Consider the following 16,573-nt stretch of genomic DNA (forward strand, 5'->3'; position numbering starts at 1 on the left):
GTCCTATCCGCGGTCCGGCAGCAACAGACGACGAAGGCGACCGCTTCTCGATGCGCCATCTGCGGTGTTGGGCTGTGCCTGCGACACCGGCAGGCGGGCGTCGGCCAGCAATCCTGCCACCCCGGCGGCCACGCAGGCCGACGTCACCACTATCAATGCCGGATTCGTTCGCCCGGTCAAAGCGTCCCCGAACAGCACCGCGGTGATCGTACCGGGCAGAATCCCCACGACAGTGGCCGTCGTGTAGGGCAGCAGGCGCACCGCGGAGAGTCCGGAGCAGTAGTTGACCAGGGCGAACGGTGCCGGGGCAATGAGCCGTAAGGACCCGACGGCCAGCCACCCCCGCCGAGCCAACCGGGCATCGATGGACTTGACCGCAGGATTCGTCAGCCGCTCCTGCACCGCGGTGCGCCCGAGCGCGCGCACCAGCAGCAACGCCAGCACAGCGCTGACAGTTGTGGCGGCGATCGTGACGGCGACCCCGGTGGCGGGACCGAACAACAGTCCGGCGCTGAGGGTGAACACCGTGCGCGGTACCGGGGCAATCGTCAACACCGCCTGGGTCAGAAAGAACACCACCACGAACGACGGGCCCATCGACTCCGCCCACTCGCGCACCACAATGATCGACGGGCGGGGTACGAGGGCGGCAGCCACTGCCAGTATTGCCAGCGCTGCCACGGTGGCGAGGACTCGGCGATCGCGCAGAATCGCCGATACGGTTTCGGTCATGACGGTCTCTGCCTGCGCCGCCTCGCCGAGGTTTCCGACAAGCACGCGGGAGTGGACGGCGAGGAATGGCTTCGCACTGCCGGTGCTCAGGAGCGGACGAGCCGTGAGATCGCGTCGGTGGCCTCTTTGATCTTCGCGTCGGCTTGGGGACCGCCGGCGATGGCGGCGTCGACCACGCAGTGGCTGATGTGAGCTTCGAGCAGGCCCATGGCCACCGCCTGCAAGGCTTTGGTCATCGCCGAGACCTGGGTGAGGATGTCGATGCAGTACTTGTCTTCCTCGACCATGCGCTGCAGTCCTCGGGCCTGGCCTTCGATGCGCTTGAGGCGTTTGAGGTAGGCGTCCTTTTCGGTGATGTAGCCGTGCGCGGCGTGATCATGGCCGTCGGTCTCGGCGGGTGCCTGCGCGGCCGCGGGAGTGGCCATGGTGTCCTCCTGGAATCCGAGTGTCATGCCGAGCATCCTCGATTATGCCCGCCCGGGGTATGGCGCGAGAGGGTCGGTCCGTCGAGTCGTCGCTGGGCCGCCGCCGCAGCGCACATCACCGCGCAGCGGGCCACCGCTCGGGTCGCCGGGTGCCGGGTGATCTGCACCAAGGTCGTTGTCACGAAGGACATGGCCCTCTCCTTTCGTAGGCTGCATCGGGGTTGTAGCGGTGGGGTGGGGTGGCGCGCCTGCATGCCACGCCCACCCCAGCCTTTTGGGTGCTTGTTCTACCCGCGCGGTTATCCGGTGAGGGACTTGAACCGGCGCAACCGCAAGCTGTTGCTGACCACGAACACCGACGAGAACGCCATCGCTGCACCGGCCAGCATCGGATTGAGCAGCCCGGCCGCAGCCAAGGGGAGGGCGGCCACGTTGTAGGCGAACGCCCAGAACAAGTTGCCCTTGATGGTGCCCAACGTTCGGCGGGACAGGCGGATAGCATCCGCTGCTGCGCGCAGATCACCGCGCACCAACGTCAGATCGCTGGCTTCGATCGCAACGTCGGTACCGGTGCCCATCGCCAGACCGAGGTCGGCCTGCGCCAACGCGGCGGCGTCGTTCACGCCGTCGCCGACCATCGCCACTACCTTGCCCTGCTCCTGCAGCCTTTTGACGACGTCCACCTTGTCTGCGGGCAGCACCTCCGCGATCACTTCGTGGATGCCGACCTGGTCGGCGATGGCACGCGCGGCGGCTGCGTTGTCGCCGGTGAGCATGATCGGCGTCAAACCCAGGCCCCGCAGCTGCTCGATCGCCTCGGCGGAGGTGGGTTTGACCGCGTCGGCGACGACCAGTACTCCGCGAGCCCGACCGTCCCAACCGACTGCGACGGCGGTCTTGCCCTCGGATTCGGCTGCACGCATCGCACTTTCGAGTTCGTCCGGCAGCTGCTGCGCCCGGTCGGCGAGGAGGCGGGCCCGTCCGACGATCATTGCGTGGTCGTCGACTATGCCCTGCACCCCGAGGCCTTCGATATTTATAAACTGCTCCACCGGTGGCAGGGCTCCGACCTTCTCGCGGGCACCTTTGGCGATGGCCTGGGCGATGGGGTGCTCGGACGAATCTTCGAGTGCACCGGCCAGGCGCAGCACCTGCGCGGTGTCCTCGCCGTCGGCGGTGATCACGTCGAGCAGAGTCATCTTGCCGGTGGTGACGGTGCCGGTCTTGTCGAGTACCACGGTGTCGACACGGCGGGTCGATTCGAGCACTTCGGGACCCTTGATCAGGATGCCGAGCTGAGCGCCGCGGCCGGTGCCGACCATCAGCGCGGTCGGGGTGGCCAGGCCGAGGGCACACGGGCAGGCGATGATCAGGACGGCGACGGCTGCGGTGAACGCGGCCGCGATCCCACCGCCGGTGCCGATCCAGAAGCCGAGTGTCGCCGCGGCAAGGGCGATCACGATCGGGACGAAGACTCCGGAGATCTTGTCGGCCAGACGCTGAGCTTGGGCTTTACCGGTCTGAGCGTCTTCGACGAGTTTCGCCATCTGTGCGAGCTGGGTGTCCGAGCCGATGCGGGTCGCCCGGACCACGATTCGGCCACCGACGTTGACCGTCGCGCCGACGACCAGATCATCGGGTCCTACCTCGACGGGCACGGATTCGCCGGTCAACATCGAATTGTCGACCGCGGAAGAGCCGTCGGCGACCACGCCGTCGGTGGCGATCTTCTCCCCGGGGCGGACGACGAACTCGTCACCGACGATGAGTTGATCGGTGGGGATGCGCTGTTCGACACCCTCGCGCAGGACGGAGACTTCCTTGGCACCGAGCTCGAGCAGGGCACGCAGGGCGGCACCGGCGCGTCGCTTGGAGCGTGCTTCGAAGTAGCGGCCGGCGAGGATGAAGGTGGTGACTCCGGCTGCGGCCTCGAGGTAGATGTTGCCGGCCCCGTCGGAGCGGGAGATGGTCAGCTCGAACGGGTGTGTCATGCCGGCCGTTCCGGCGGTGCCCCAGAACAGGGCATACAACGACCACCCCAGTGCTGCGATGGTGCCCATCGAGATCAGGGTGTCCATCGTTGAGGTGGCGTGCCGCAGATTGGTGAAGGCGGCCTTGTGGAACGGCCATGCCCCCCACACCACCACGGGTGCGGCGAGGGTCAGGGAAAGCCACTGCCAGTTGGTGAACTGCAGTACCGGAACCATGGCCATCGCGATCACCGGCACGCTGAGCACCAGCGATATGAGCAGGCGTTGGCGCAGCGAGGCGGTGGGGTCGATCTCGGCTGGCCCGGCCGCGTCGGGGTCGGTGGAGGAGGCGGCGGGCGCGGGGACCGTGGCGGTGTAGCCGGCCTGCTCGACGGTGCCCACGAGATCCTCGGTCGAGACATCACCGACGTAGTCGACGCGTGCTTTTTCGGTGGCGTAGTTCACCGTCGCGGTGACACCGTCGAGCTTGTTGAGCTTTTTCTCGATCCGGTTCGCGCAGGAGGCGCAGGTCATACCACTGATGTCGAGTTCGACCCGGCCGTCGGCGGTGGGGTGGTGCGTGACGGGATTCATCGTCGCTCCTCTCGGGGTGTGGTGGTGTGTCAGTGTCCGTGCCCGGCGGGCATCGGCTCCGAGGCGGCGGGCACCGCGGCGTATCTGCTGTCGGTGACCATCAATCCTCCAGGTCTCTGATTGGCGACGGGCCCGCCCGCAGTGGACACCGCGGCGGCGTCGTGAGTCGAGGTGTCGTGTGTGTCGGGTGGTGCGGCACCTTCGGGGCCGAAGGCGTCCCCGGCTCCGAAGGCGAGCCCGAAGACCGCGGCTAGGGCGATGGTGAATCCGACGAACTTCGATGATGCGTTCATCGTGCGAATCTCCTGTCCGGGTCTGGTGTCGATCAGGAGGCGAGCTGGTAGCCGGCCTCGTCGACTGCGTGGGCGATGGCCGTCTGCTCGATCGGGGTGTCCGAGTCGATATCGACTCGGCCGCTCGCGAGGTCGACATTCACGGCGGTCACACCGGGGATGCCGCTGATCTCCTCTCGGACCGAGGAGACGCAGTGCCCGCAGGTCATTCCGGTGACGGTGACGGTGGTGTTCATCGATGCCCTTCTTTCTTCGATTCGGAATGTGATCGAGGTCGTCGCGACCCACTTACAGATTTACCATACCCCCCTACGGTATGCAACGAGATGTGCCGCACCGGTGCTACGGCATGACCCTGGGCACTGACCGGAACACCGCCCTCGGATGCGGGAGCGGCACCCAGAATCGAACGTCGCACCAGAGCCTGCATCGGCGGGCGTCCTCGACTCCGGCTACTACGAACGCGGATTACGCGCGCGCAGAGATGCCCACAATCTTCTCGATGATGTCGCTTCCGTCCTTGCCGACGTCGAATCTCGTGCGGACAGAGTGTTCTTTGGGTGATGATCATCGTCATCGCCATACTGGCCACGATCATGCTCTTCGTATACGAGCGTTCGGCCATCACACCGGTAGTCGGTGCGCAGGCAATCCATTCGGCGTTCTGTCCTGGCTGCGGTCGGCGTCGCTGCGTTGACCGTACTGGCGTTCGACCTCGGGATGGGTGGTTGGATGCTGCTGCTGTACTACACCGAGACCATGCCACCGGCCACCGATGCTGCGTTCTGGATGCTCATGCAAATCGGTATCGTCCTCGGGGTGGTCACGGGTTACCCCGTCGTCCGTCGCCTCCAACGTCACCGCAGTACCCCCGCCTGAGGTGTGGGTGGCCCGCATTCGTGTGAATGCGGGCCACCGGTCGGTGGATAGTCGTGAACGGTGCCGCGTCGATACCCTCGTGTTCGGCAATCATCGTCGAGGTCTCGGGTGTGGGCAATGCAGGCCACTTCTCGGCGTGCACTGCCGCTAGCCGGTGGCCGGTACCTCGCCGCTTTCGGTCACCGTGGTCTCGGTGGGGGGTGGGGTGAGCCGGTCGGATCGATCGAGCGCATAGAGAGCGGCCACAGATGCCGCCCCGACCAGGGTCAGTATCGCCCAGATCAGTGCACCCAGATGCGCGTCGCTGAGAAGCCCGAAGACGGCTCCTGTACCCAGGTTGCCGAGCAGGATGCCGACCCCGACGATGGTGTTGTAGAACCCGTAATGGGTGGCCACCAGCTTCCCGCCCGACAGGGTCACCACCGTGTCCATCTCGAACGGAAACACCGCGGCGGTGCCGACCGCCAACAGTGCAGCGGTGAACACCAGGGCACCGGCGGCGGCCCACCCGCCCAGCGCGGCCGGGCTCGGCAGCACGATCAGCGGGAGGAACGCCAGCGCCATGATTGCCATACCGACCACCACGCTTCGCCCCGAACCCCACCTGCGGGACAACCAGGACGTGATCCGGAACTGCCCGGCGATCGCGACCACGCCGGAGACCACGAACAACGAGGTCACCAGAGCGGTGTCGGACCTGCCGTTACCGACTACCACCGCAGCCTGCAGCGGCAGCGCAAGATAGATCTGGAACGAAAGCACGTAGGATCCGATCATCGCCAGCGCGAACAGCACGAAGGGTCGGTTGGCCATCACCACCCGCCAGTCCTCGAGTACCGATGTCGTGGCCCCGGTCGTCTCGGCCCGGTGCGCGGGGAGCGTCCAAATCTGCACGATCGTCAGAACAGCAAAAATCGCGGCCGCTGCCAGTGAGGTGACTCGGAAGTCGAGGGTGGTCAGAGCGAGACCGATCAACGGGCCCAGCAGAATCCCGGCCTGATAGAACACGTTGAACACCGCGAACGCCTCGACCCGCCGTGGCCCTGCGTCGGCGGCCAGATACGCCCGCACGGCCGGGTTGAACAGCGCACCGGCGAACCCGGTCGCGGCCGAGGCGAGCAGGATCGCCGGCAGCGATTCCACGGCCGCGAGCAGTACGAAACCGGCAACTCGCAGCAGGCAGCCGGCGACGATCAGGGGTTTGTATCCGAGGCGGTCGGCGAGGGTGCCGCCGAGCAGGAACATCCCTTGCTGGGAGAAGTTCCGCATCCCCAGCACCAGCCCGACCGCCCACGCCGCCAGGCCCAGGGAACCGGCCAGATACCCGGCCAGGTACGGCATCAGCATGTAGAAACCGACGTTGATGGAGAACTGGTTGACCATCAACACCTGGCTGGGCCGGTCGAAGCTACGGAACTTGGTCAGAAAAGTTTTCATCGAACGCTCTCGGTGGGATCGACGACGGTGGGATCGACGACGGTGGCGCACCGCGTCCACGACGTCACAGTCTCATCGGTGGGGTGGGCGATGGTCGTCGGCTCGGTCGGCGGGTCAACGTCGAGCAGGCCGTGCTCGGTGCAGTAGTCGTCGTTGTAGATGGTGTCGAAGTAGCGCTGCGGTCCGTCGGGGAAGACGGCCGCGACCCGGGTCTCCGGCGGGCTGGTGCGAGCGATCCAGCCGGCCGCGAGGGCGACGGCCCCGACGCTCCAGCCGCCGCTGGCGTGGTGCGTCGCCGCCAGGGTGCGGCACGACCACACCGCTTCGTGCGGGGCCACCCAGTGCACCTCGTCGAAGGCGGGATAGTCGATGTTGTCGGGATAGATGCTCGAACCCAACCCGCGCATGAGCCGAGTGCTGGCGGGTTGCCCGAAGATCGTCGATCCGATGGTGTCGACACCGACCAGTTTCAGGTCGGGGCAGAACTGCCGGAGCACCCGGGCCACCCCGGCGGAGTGCCCTCCGGTGCCCACCGAGCAAACCAAGGTGTCGACGCGTCCGAGCTGGGCGATGAGTTCGTGAGCGAGCGACTCGTACGCCTCGACATTGTCCGGGTTGGTGTACTGATCCGGGCACCACGACCCTGGATGTGTATCGAGGAGCTCACGGACCTTCTCACGCCGGGCCTGCTGCCAGCCGCCGTCGGGGTGCGGTGTGGTGACCAGTTCGACGCGGGCACCGTACGCGGCGAGCATCCGGTGCACGATCGGTTCCAGTCCCGGGTCGGCGACGAGGGTGACGGGGTGGTGATGGGTGATCCCGGCCAGGGCCAGACCCAGGCCGAGGGTTCCGCTGGTGGATTCGATGATCATCGCGCCGGGAGCGAGGTCGCCGCGGGCCTTGGCTTTTTCGACCATGTGCAGCGCGGGGCGGTCTTTCATCCCACCGGGATTGCTGCCTTCGAGTTTCGCCCAGAAGCCGCGGCCGGAGTCCGCGAACGGTTCACCGATCCACAGAACGGGCGTGTTGCCGACCATTGTGCTCGGTTCCGGGCAGTTCTTGGCGGTCGCCAACATGTGGCCGGCGGAGGACGGTGGCACGAGTGTGGAGCGAACAGCACTGTTCATGATGAGTAGTCCCTGTATGTGATCTGCGAGGAGCGCAGTAAGTGAGTGATGGGCAGCACGAACTGGGCCATGAGAGGAGAAGTCCTCGGATGGCCCGCGGGCTGCTGATCAGCACCTGTTGATACAGAGTTCGTTCAAGACGGTTCGGCCGTGCCGGATCGGAATGGGTAGATCCGGTGGGGCTCGCGAAATGCGCGGGGCAGACATCGCCACCAACACCACAGCGAAGGCCATCGCTGCGACCGCGGCGATGGTCGATGGGCGGGGCGGGTTGTCGGATCGGGGCATTGCGATGACGGTGTTCGTATCGTGCGCCATGTGGGGCGATCCGTCGTCGATGTGCGCGTGGTTGGGGGAGAGTTCCGCGGCGGCCTGAGACGAGGACGAAACGATGTGTACGCCGTCGCTGTGATGGTCCTGTTCCCAGGCGATGCCGCATTGAGCGATGGTGTGAGCCAACAAATACAGGACAGCGGCGACTGCGATAACCGTCCGCAGGCGCGGCGGGCCCAGCGCAGAGATTCTCACAACGCCTCGACGGTAGCAGCCGGAAACTGGGTTGGCCCAAACCCATTCAGGGTGCCCCTGATGTGCCGCCGCCGAATCGTGCGGTCACACCGCCCGCCCGCAGGCACCACATGTTTCTGGTCACGTCGAACACGGCCAGGACGATCGGGGCGGTGATCATGATGGCCGCCAGAGCAGATGCACCCGCATATGTCGGCGTGCTGCGGCGCGGTAGAAGCCAGTCTCCATCCCGGGGTCCAGCACGCATCTTGTGCGAGCCGAGGGTGGTCCGTGCACCGGTCGATGCCCGGCCACGAAGGGCACCGCGAAGGACAAAGGGCACAGCGAAGGTGCGCGGTCGATATCCCGGGGTATGCATCGACGTCGCAGAGGCGCGGTGTCGGCGGGGGAGCCGGTCCGGGCTCACCGCTGTTACTACTATCGTGCATAGTAGTAACCGAGGGTGGTCAGGTGGCGCTATGCCGTACATGAGAAAAGAGCCATGCAGGCATGCTCGATATCGAGTCCAGCGCAACAACAGTGAACCGTCACCGACGAACCCGACGTCGCCGTGTGTTCACCGCGATAGCAGGCAGGTCATCGTGTGCGGTATCTGCTGGTGTGCTGTTGTACGCGGGCTTTCCACCTCGGTCGCTGTGGTTCCTCGCGCCGTTGGGTGTCGGGGTTCTTGTTCTCGTCATCCGCGGCCGTTCCATCCGGGCGGCGTTCTTCTACGGGTATCTGTCGGGATTGGCGTTCTTTCTGCCTCTGCTGCCCTGGGTGGGTGTCTACGTCGGTGCCCCGCCGTGGCTGGCGCTCGCGGCGATCCAAGCGATAGCAGTGGCACTGTTCTGCGCTGCAGCGGCCGCAGTGTCCGGGTTGCGCTTCGAACCGCTGTGGATCGCCGCGATCTGGACCGCCACCGAAGGTCTGCGCGCACGGATTCCGTTCGGGGGATTTCCGTGGGGGAAACTAGCTTTCGCCCAAGCAGACGGCCCTCTGCTCTCGCTTGCCGCGTTCGCCGGTGCGCCCGGTGTATCTTTTGCAGTCGCAGTGATCGGCGCGGCACTGGCCAGTGTGGTCCGCCAGGTACGCCCGCCGACGCCGCGATTCGCAGTCGGGTCGGTGGCCACTGTGGTGATCGTGCCGGCTCTGGCTTTCGCGCTCACTCCCGCTGACGATGCAGGCGCAGCGCGTGCGACGGTCGCCGTTGTTCAAGGCAACGTTCCGCGGTCGGGTCTGGACTTCAACTCGCAACGTCGAGCAGTTCTCGACAATCACATCGAGCGAACAATGCAGCTCGGGGACGACATCACCGCCGGCAGGGTGCCCGCTCCCGACCTGGTGATCTGGCCGGAGAATGCATCCGATATCGACCCACTGCGCAACGCCGACGCCACTGCCGGGATCGACGCTGCAGCGCGGTCGGTCGGGGTGCCGATTCTGGTCGGAGCTGTGCTCGGTAACGACGACGGCACCTCGATGAATACCTCGATCGTGTGGGATCCGGTACTCGGACCGGGGGAGCGACACGACAAACGCAAACTTGTTCCTTTCGGAGAGTATCTCCCGATGCGATCTGTGATGACGAGGTTGTCCTCCTACGCCTCGCAGGCCGGTAACTTCGTTCCCGGGTCGGGCGACGGTGTCGTCGATATCGCCGGAATTCCGACGGCCGTCGCCACCTGTTACGAGGTCGCGTTCGACGAGCTGGTCACCGACTCCGTGCGTGCGGGGGCGCAGCTGATCACGGTCCCCACCAACAATGCGACGTTCGGGCGCACCGATATGACCTACCAGCAGTTGGCGATGTCGCGGCTGCGGGCGGTCGAGCACAACAGGACTGTTCTCGTTGCGGCGACCAGTGGGGTCAGTGCCGTCATCGACCCACAGGGGAAGGTCGCAGATCGTTCGGGCTTGTTCGCTGCGCAGACGTTGGTCGCTGATGTTGCCCTGGAAACGAGATCGACGTGGGCGACAAAGCTGGGACCGCTTCCGGAGTACGCCGCGGTCGTTCTTGCTGTCGTGGGGTGTGCTCTCGCATGGAGAAGGCAGCGTTCGCCGGCCGATGGTCTCCGACCGTCGACGTCCGGTGCTACCGCGCTGTGAGGCACGAAACCACTGCGGGGGACATCGAACTACTAACCATGATAGTAATTACCCCACTCGTCGTGTATCTTTTCGTTATCGCGTCGTGATCCGTTCGATACATCAGTGAGGTGCGCACGTCGATGATTACGCCTCGCTCCATTCGATTACCGAGGACTCTGCTGTGGCACAACACCGTATGACCCGCATGACCGACCGACGTCGACAGTTGTCGGACTGTGACGTGCCGGGAGTGGCGGTGACGCCGAGAGGGCGGCATCGCGCTCGGGCGCGCGCCACCGAGCGCCGCGGCAGTGTCGCTGTCGGTATTGCGGTGGCAGCGGGCGCTCTGGTCACGGCGGGTGCCCAATATGCGAGTCCCGCCCAGGCGCAGGCAGTCCCCGTGCACGAAGCGACACCGATGCAGGACCCGGTGGCCGAATACTTGCCTCAGATCCTCGCCATACCGGAGATCTCCAATATCAACGATGCGATCGAGCAGTTGGCGAAGGGGCAACGAAGGGCAGAGGAGAGCGCTGCGCGTGATGCAGCGGCGCTGCGACCACTGTTCGTTCGTCCGGTCGCCGGGACCCTGACCTCGGATTTCGGTCCACGATGGGGGACTACGCACACCGGGCTCGACATCGCCAACGCTATCGGAACTCCCGTCTACGCGGCAGCCGACGCTACCGTGCTCGACTCCGGTCCTGCAGACGGTTTCGGCCTCTGGGTACGTCTTCAGCATGACGATGGAACGACAACGGTCTACGGGCACATCGATCAAACCTTGGTGACCGTGGGGCAACGAGTGCAAGCCGGTGAGCAGATCGCCACTGTCGGCAATCGTGGCCAATCGACCGGGCCTCACCTGCATTTCGAGGTCGTCGACGCGGCGGGGAGCAAGGTCGATCCTCAGGAGTGGCTCGCCTCTCGGGGTGTCGCGCTGTCCGACGCGGCTGTTCGGTCGTAGGCCCCCGTTTCACCTCTCGGGCTCGCAGTAGGTACGGCGAACTTACCGGAATGCGGGCGATCGTACTGCGCGCCCGCTGAACATGTCGAGGCACCGAGGGTTCAGGTCTGATGGTGAAAACGAGACCGCAGAGACGCATCCGAAGTCAGTGCAACAGTGCGGAATTCGTTCCCATCGGCGGGCCGTGCGGTCGAGGCTCGACTACGAGTCACGGTCCGAACCGGTGATGGTGGCTCCGCGTTCCGCGAGCCAAAGTCTGGGGTCGACCTTGTTGCCGGCGGGTGTGTCGACCTCGAAGTGCAGATGTGGACCGGTGGAGATACCCCGGTTTCCTACCGTCGCAATTTCTTCACCAGCAGTGACGCGTTGACCTACGGTCACGAGGTTGTCGTTGTTGTGCCCGTAGGTCGTTACGGTGCCGTCATCGTGGCGTATGCGCACCCAGAGTCCGAAGCCCTGGGCCGGTCCTGCGCTGATCACGTCGCCGTCCGCAACGGCGACGATCGGTGTACCGGTGGAGTTGGCGATGTCGATTCCTTGATGGGCGCGGCCGTCGCCGAAGGTCGAGGTCAACGTTCCTGTTGTCGGCGCACGATACTTTCCGTTGCTCGACCCTGTTGTGCCGGTAGGGGATTGCGGGGCGGCCGACGGATGATCGCCCGCCTCGGGTGTCGTGGTTTCGGGTGTCGTTGTTTCAGATGACGTGCCGGGTGCCGACGTTTCAGGCACAGTGGCGTCGGGTTCGAGCGCGGGCAGTTCGGGCGTCGACGGGTCGGCGGCCGACTCGGGGTCCTGAGTGTCCTGAGTGTCCTGAGTGTCCTGGGTGCCTTGGGCGGTCGGTTGTTCGGTCGAGGGCTCGGCGTTCGACCTGCCGGGTGGGACCGCCGCATGTCCGCGCGACGAGGTGTGCGGGGTGGCCGGATCGTGGGGAGTCTCGGCGGCCGCGAGTGTGGATGCAAGTGTGGCGACGTCCATCGACGACACCAGTCGGGGGAGAACTGTGGGGTCGATGTCGTCGATCGGCGCGAGACAGGGGATCAGTCGCGAAAGGGCTCCCGTTGGTCCGTCAGCTGTATCGGTGGCTCCGATCGTGCCCACGAGGCAGGAGACGATGCGGCTCTGTGGGCCGGCCAGGTCGTCGAGAGCGCCGTTGGCGCGAATCTCGCGTAGTGCGCCGACGACGAGATCGAGGACCTCCTGTTGGACGTGCGGGTCCGATTGGGCCTGCGCGGGGAAGGCAGGCGGCGGCGCAGCCGGATCGGCGTCCGGGGCTGCAGACGCCGTGGGTGCCAGCGCGAGGATGCCTCCCACGAACGCGGTACCGACGAGGATGCGAGTACCCCACCGAGTTCGGTGCGCCATGTACGAGGACGAGGGCAGAGGTCTCATGTCGGTGGTCCTCCTGGACGGCAACTGCATACCTGGCAGTAATTCAGGTCGCCTTCGAGTCAAGGCGACACGCCGCATCACTATTACACCCTTTCCGCACAAGCACCATCAGTCACAGTGAATTACATCGGTAACATTCGCACCCTGCGACCCATTTCGATCGTCGGGTTGTTTCTCGGGAGCCGAAGTTCATGTACGTAATATCTTCTGCGCCAGAAGGACTCGGCGTCGCTGGACGGCCTTCATCGTGCGCCTCGATGGGGACGGTCGTCTTCGGCGAACGGCCGGAGAGCTGTGTGCTGGCACTGTGAGGCCCGAGGGTGAAGGGGCCGCGAAAGCGTTGACGGCGTGCAGGATCCACGTTGCTACTATCGAAGATAGTAGATCGTGTAGTATGACGCTGACAGACCGGAAGACATCGTCGAGGTGAACGAGACAGAGGTGCAGGGTGCAGCGGGTGACGACACGCTGGTCCCTACTTGCGATCATCGTCATCGTGACAGTTGTTGGAGCGCTGGCATTGTGGTCTCGAGATCCCTCGACCCAGTCGGTGGGGTCCGCAGGATCGGCACCTCACGTCGAGGACGAGGATCTCCCGTCGGCAGTGATCGCTACCCGTGCTGCCCTCGAGCCGTGCCCGACCTCGTCGCCGGTTCCGTCCCCCGTAACTGGCGAGCTCGTCGGTACGTCCGCACGATGCTTGGGAACGTCGGACTTATCCGATCTGGGGACCTCCCTGGCTGGGCAACCCACATTGCTCAATGTCTGGGCGTCGTGGTGCGGTCCGTGTAGACAGGAGATTCCGGTTCTGGCCCAGTACGCCGCAGAACCGGATGCGGTTCGGGTCGTCGGTCTCAACGTCCAAGACGATGCCGATGCGGCATTGAGCCTGCTCACCGAGCTGGGAGTGCACTATCCCTCGTTCGATCAGGCCGACGCGGCGTTGCAGACACTTGACGCGCCCCCTGTCCTGCCCCTGAGTTTCTTGGTCCAGAGCGATGGAACGATCGAGCGCATCACCTCGACGCCGGTGTTCTACGACCCGAGTCAGGTGCGGGAGGCGGTAACAGCGCTTGTGCGCTGATCTCAGCACGAGCACGAGCACGAGCACCAGCACCAGCAACGCGGCGAGGATCGAACGCCCGCCGGCGGACGGACTTCTACAGAATTGGGAGATGTGTATGACCAGGCAGCGGGCAGGTGCGTTCTCGCTCACGCGCCGCAACTTTCTCGCGCTGAGCGCGGCCGGAACGAGTGCCGTCGTGTTGGCGGCATGCGGCAATGGCTCGTCCGCAGCGACAGTTGTCGGACCGGACTCCGATGTGGTGGGACAGGCCGAGGACGCGCGGCGCTCGGCCGTCGGCAGACAAGTCGATATTTCCTTGAGAGCTCAGTCGAGCACGATCGACCTCGGCGGAGTGCAGGTACAGACCTGGACTTTCGGCGACAGACTCCCCGGTGCCGAGATTCGCCTGAGCCGAGGTGATGTGTTGCGCGCACAGCTCGACAACCGCCTCGAGCAGGAGACGACGATCCATTGGCACGGAATCGCCTTGCGCAACGACATGGACGGAGTGCCGGGCCTGACTCAGCCGGCTGTGGCTTCCGGTGACTCGTTCGGCTACGACTTCACCGTGCCCGACGCGGGCACGTACTTCTTTCACCCTCACGTCGGTACCCAACTCGACAGAGGACTGTATGCACCGCTGATCGTCGAGGACCCCGCCGACGGCTCGGACTACGACCTCGAAGCCGTCCTGGTCCTGGACGACTGGCTCGACGGGGTAGCCGGCGACCCCGATCGAGAACTCGAACGGCTGCGCAGCGAGGGCATGTCGATGGGCGGCATGTCGATGAGCGCGCCCACCGCCCAGTCGCCTCTCGGTGGCGACACCGGCGACGTGAGCTACCCGTACTACCTGATCAACGGCAAGATCGCCGCCGACCCCATCGTGCTCGGCGGACGGCCGGGCCAGCGGCTGCGCCTGCGCATCATCAACGCAGCTGCCGACACGGCCTTCCGTTTCGCAGTGGGGGGGCATCCTCTCACTGTTACTCACAGCGACGGATTTCCGGTTCAGCCCGAGCAGGCGCAATGCTTGTTGATAGGGATGGGAGAGCGTTACGACGCAATCATCACCTTGCAGGACGGGGCGTTTCCGATTGTCGCCGCCGCGGAAGGTAAGGACGGGAGCGGGTTCGCTGTGTTGCGTACCGGGCCAGGCGCCGCGCCGCAGTCCTCAGTCCGGCCTGCCGAACTCTCTGCAGCCCCGGTGATGGCTGATCAACTGATGTCGCTCGATACGGTCCGCTTGTCCGCACGCGAGCCGGATCGCACGTACGACATCGCTCTCGGGATGGAGATGGGCGGGTACACCTGGACGCTCAACGGTGAGACGTACGAGCAGCACACCCCCCTCGACGTTCGCGAAGGCGAAAGAGTACGACTTCGCTTCGTCAACGCCACCACGATGTTTCATCCCATGCATCTGCACGGACACACCTTCGAGGTTGTCAACGGTGCCGGATCAGGCCCCCGGAAGGACACCTCGCTGGTCTTGCCGAACCAAACTGTCGAAGTCGACTTCGACACCGACAATCCCGGCCAGTGGCTTCTGCACTGCCACAACCTCTATCACGGGGAAGCGGGAATGATGACATCGGTGTCCTACCTGGCGTGAGCCTACGGCCGCATTCGTATTCGAGGCATGCAAACCTCTCGGACCAGGGTGCTCGCTACCGAAGGATCACGTAGCTGGCTCGTTCGACGGGATAGAGTGAACACGCGCCTAGGAGGCACTCATGCAGGGTTTGGGAGAGCTCGAAGCTCTGGTGATGGACGTGGTGTGGAATACCAGCGCCGCAGTCCGGGTTCGTGATGTCATCGATCAACTCGAGGACGGTCGAGAACCGGCGTACACCACGATTCAGACGGTGCTCGACAATTTGCACCGTAAAGGCTGGGTACACCGACAACGCAACGGACGGGCATATTGGTACGAAGCCACCCGAAGCAGGGAAGAAGCCGCCTCCGACGCCTTGCGAATACTTCTCGAATCGACCGGCGACCCGACGAGCGTGCTGCTGCACTTCGCCCGCGGCGCTTCCGATGACGAATCGAAGGTGCTCACCCGCGGTCTGAAAGAGCGTCAGAGGTGACTGCCGTACTCCTGTGGGCCCTCGGTGGGCTGTTGGTTGCGGCTGCCGCGCCATTGCTGATGAGGTCGATGATCGACAGAGGTATCGATGCGCACGTCACGCTCTTGACGTGGTCGGCGCTCGTTGTGGGCACCTTGGTCAGCATTGCGGTACCGGTCGTGCTCAGTGCGATCCCCAGTCATGGGGGCGTGACGACCCTGGTCGACATCGCACACCAATGCTGGCTCGCCCTTCAGGGCGACATACCTGCCCGCGTCGAGGCCATCGTCGGGGTTGTCGGGATTGCGATGTTGGGCTGCGGCGCAGTCCGCTGGATCGTCCACCTGAGGCGCGCAGTGTGTGAGCGACGGCGAGTGTACGAGCGGCACATCGATCTGCTGCGCATCATCGCTGGAGGCGTCGGGTTTTCCGGTTCGAATCAACCCGCGTCGACCTTGTGGCTTCCGTTGGACAGTCCTCTCGCGTACAGCGTCGCGGGACGACCGGCGATGGTCGTGGCCAGCGAGGGGCTGCGTACGCAGTTGACGCCTGCTGAAGTCGAGGCGGTCCTCGCACACGAACGTGCACACATCGATGGCCGGCATCATCTGCTCGTAGGCATTGCCGAGTCGGTGGCCTATGCGTTTCCGTGGCTACCGATCATGCGAGCGTCACCTTCGCTCGTGCGCGCTCTGGTCGAACTCGACGCGGACGCCCGCGCAGCCCGCTCGCACGGACGAGACCCCGTGCGGCGCGCTCTGACTTCGCTGCGCCCGCACCCTGTTCCTCTGCCCGCCCTCGGTATGGTTTCCGATGCCACCGTTGTGCGGCTCGATCGTCTCGCCGTGGACCGAGTGATCCCGCATGCTCCCCTCCGGTGGGCGCGGGCGTTCGTAGCGTGCACCGCCGTTGCCCTGCCTGCGTTACCAGTAGTGGCCCTGCTGGGGGCCATGACGTTGGCATCCTGCGCGGTGGGATGAAATGCCCCGCGCGGCACTACAGATCACGGGAGCGAGTCCGCAAT

18 protein-coding genes are annotated in these 16,573 nt (G+C 65.1%); 7 read left to right on the forward strand and 11 right to left on the reverse strand.

Features of this window, described 5'->3' with window-relative positions:
- Positions 1-3: 3 nt before the first annotated feature.
- The 6 genes from CH283_RS23295 to CH283_RS23315 all read right to left on the reverse strand — a co-directional run bounded on the left by CH283_RS23295 (position 4) and on the right by CH283_RS23315 (position 4,250).
- Complete coding sequence (locus tag CH283_RS23295) at positions 4-732, reverse strand: TVP38/TMEM64 family protein (protein ID WP_094639788.1); 729 nt, start codon at positions 730-732, stop codon at positions 4-6.
- Between the two features lie 86 nt (positions 733-818).
- Positions 819-1,157 carry a metal-sensitive transcriptional regulator gene (locus tag CH283_RS23300; RefSeq protein WP_032375786.1) on the reverse strand — a complete coding sequence of 113 codons (339 nt, stop codon included), beginning with the start codon at positions 1,155-1,157 and terminating at the stop codon, positions 819-821.
- Between the two features lie 23 nt (positions 1,158-1,180).
- Positions 1,181-1,348 carry a hypothetical protein gene (locus tag CH283_RS28475; protein ID WP_155288777.1) on the reverse strand — a complete coding sequence of 56 codons (168 nt, stop codon included), beginning with the start codon at positions 1,346-1,348 and terminating at the stop codon, positions 1,181-1,183.
- Between the two features lie 108 nt (positions 1,349-1,456).
- On the reverse strand, positions 1,457-3,721 hold the full coding sequence (locus CH283_RS23305) for a heavy metal translocating P-type ATPase (protein ID WP_032375703.1): 2,265 nt from the start codon (positions 3,719-3,721) through the stop codon (positions 1,457-1,459).
- Positions 3,722-3,750: 29 nt separating this feature from the next.
- Positions 3,751-4,014 (reverse strand): hypothetical protein, encoded by a 264-nt coding sequence (locus CH283_RS23310; RefSeq protein ID WP_032375704.1) that lies wholly within the window; start codon positions 4,012-4,014, stop codon positions 3,751-3,753.
- Between the two features lie 32 nt (positions 4,015-4,046).
- Complete coding sequence (locus tag CH283_RS23315) at positions 4,047-4,250, reverse strand: heavy-metal-associated domain-containing protein (protein WP_032375705.1); 204 nt, start codon at positions 4,248-4,250, stop codon at positions 4,047-4,049.
- A gap of 403 nt (positions 4,251-4,653) precedes the next feature.
- Here CH283_RS23315 and CH283_RS23320 point away from each other — a divergent pair, with 403 nt between their 5' ends.
- Positions 4,654-4,893, forward strand: coding sequence for a DUF4396 domain-containing protein (locus CH283_RS23320; RefSeq protein ID WP_032375706.1), 240 nt, complete (start codon positions 4,654-4,656; stop codon positions 4,891-4,893).
- A gap of 147 nt (positions 4,894-5,040) precedes the next feature.
- On the opposite strand, the gene CH283_RS23325 is transcribed toward CH283_RS23320, so the two are convergent.
- The 4 genes from CH283_RS23325 to CH283_RS23340 all read right to left on the reverse strand — a co-directional run bounded on the left by CH283_RS23325 (position 5,041) and on the right by CH283_RS23340 (position 8,232).
- Positions 5,041-6,330 (reverse strand): MFS transporter, encoded by a 1,290-nt coding sequence (locus CH283_RS23325; RefSeq protein WP_032375707.1) that lies wholly within the window; start codon positions 6,328-6,330, stop codon positions 5,041-5,043.
- Positions 6,327-7,457 (reverse strand): PLP-dependent cysteine synthase family protein, encoded by a 1,131-nt coding sequence (locus CH283_RS23330; protein WP_032375708.1) that lies wholly within the window; start codon positions 7,455-7,457, stop codon positions 6,327-6,329. The genes CH283_RS23325 and CH283_RS23330 overlap by 4 nt, the downstream gene beginning before the upstream one ends.
- A 108-nt stretch (positions 7,458-7,565) precedes the next feature.
- Complete coding sequence (locus CH283_RS23335) at positions 7,566-7,985, reverse strand: hypothetical protein (RefSeq protein WP_230593569.1); 420 nt, start codon at positions 7,983-7,985, stop codon at positions 7,566-7,568.
- Positions 7,986-8,031: 46 nt separating this feature from the next.
- Complete coding sequence (locus CH283_RS23340; RefSeq protein ID WP_141215005.1) at positions 8,032-8,232, reverse strand: hypothetical protein; 201 nt, start codon at positions 8,230-8,232, stop codon at positions 8,032-8,034.
- A gap of 242 nt (positions 8,233-8,474) precedes the next feature.
- On the opposite strand from CH283_RS23340, the gene lnt reads away from it, so the two are divergent.
- A complete protein-coding gene (gene lnt / locus CH283_RS23345) occupies positions 8,475-10,073 on the forward strand; it encodes an apolipoprotein N-acyltransferase (protein ID WP_080733460.1) in 1,599 nt (532 codons plus the stop codon).
- A gap of 163 nt (positions 10,074-10,236) precedes the next feature.
- Positions 10,237-11,022: a M23 family metallopeptidase gene (locus CH283_RS23350; protein WP_231911468.1), complete on the forward strand. Its 786-nt coding sequence runs from the start codon at positions 10,237-10,239 to the stop codon at positions 11,020-11,022.
- A gap of 201 nt (positions 11,023-11,223) precedes the next feature.
- Here CH283_RS23350 and CH283_RS23355 read toward each other — a convergent pair whose 3' ends face one another.
- The gene (locus CH283_RS23355) at positions 11,224-12,411 is read right to left on the reverse strand and encodes a M23 family metallopeptidase (protein WP_230593571.1); all 1,188 of its coding nucleotides are present in this window, start codon (positions 12,409-12,411) and stop codon (positions 11,224-11,226) included.
- A gap of 457 nt (positions 12,412-12,868) precedes the next feature.
- Here CH283_RS23355 and CH283_RS23360 point away from each other — a divergent pair, with 457 nt between their 5' ends.
- From CH283_RS23360 to CH283_RS23375, 4 genes are all read left to right on the forward strand, one after another.
- Positions 12,869-13,495 (forward strand): TlpA family protein disulfide reductase, encoded by a 627-nt coding sequence (locus CH283_RS23360; RefSeq protein ID WP_032375710.1) that lies wholly within the window; start codon positions 12,869-12,871, stop codon positions 13,493-13,495.
- 97 nt (positions 13,496-13,592) lie between these two features.
- Positions 13,593-15,092 (forward strand): multicopper oxidase family protein, encoded by a 1,500-nt coding sequence (locus CH283_RS23365; RefSeq protein WP_032375791.1) that lies wholly within the window; start codon positions 13,593-13,595, stop codon positions 15,090-15,092.
- 121 nt (positions 15,093-15,213) lie between these two features.
- Positions 15,214-15,570, forward strand: a complete 357-nt coding sequence (locus CH283_RS23370) for a BlaI/MecI/CopY family transcriptional regulator (protein WP_032375711.1) — start codon at positions 15,214-15,216, stop codon at positions 15,568-15,570.
- Positions 15,567-16,529, forward strand: a complete 963-nt coding sequence (locus tag CH283_RS23375; RefSeq protein ID WP_032375712.1) for a M56 family metallopeptidase — start codon at positions 15,567-15,569, stop codon at positions 16,527-16,529. Before CH283_RS23370 ends, CH283_RS23375 begins: the two co-directional genes overlap by 4 nt.
- Positions 16,530-16,573 lie beyond the last annotated feature (44 nt).

Source organism: Rhodococcus sp. 05-2254-2 (assembly GCF_002259095.1).
GTDB lineage: Bacteria > Actinomycetota > Actinomycetes > Mycobacteriales > Mycobacteriaceae > Rhodococcoides.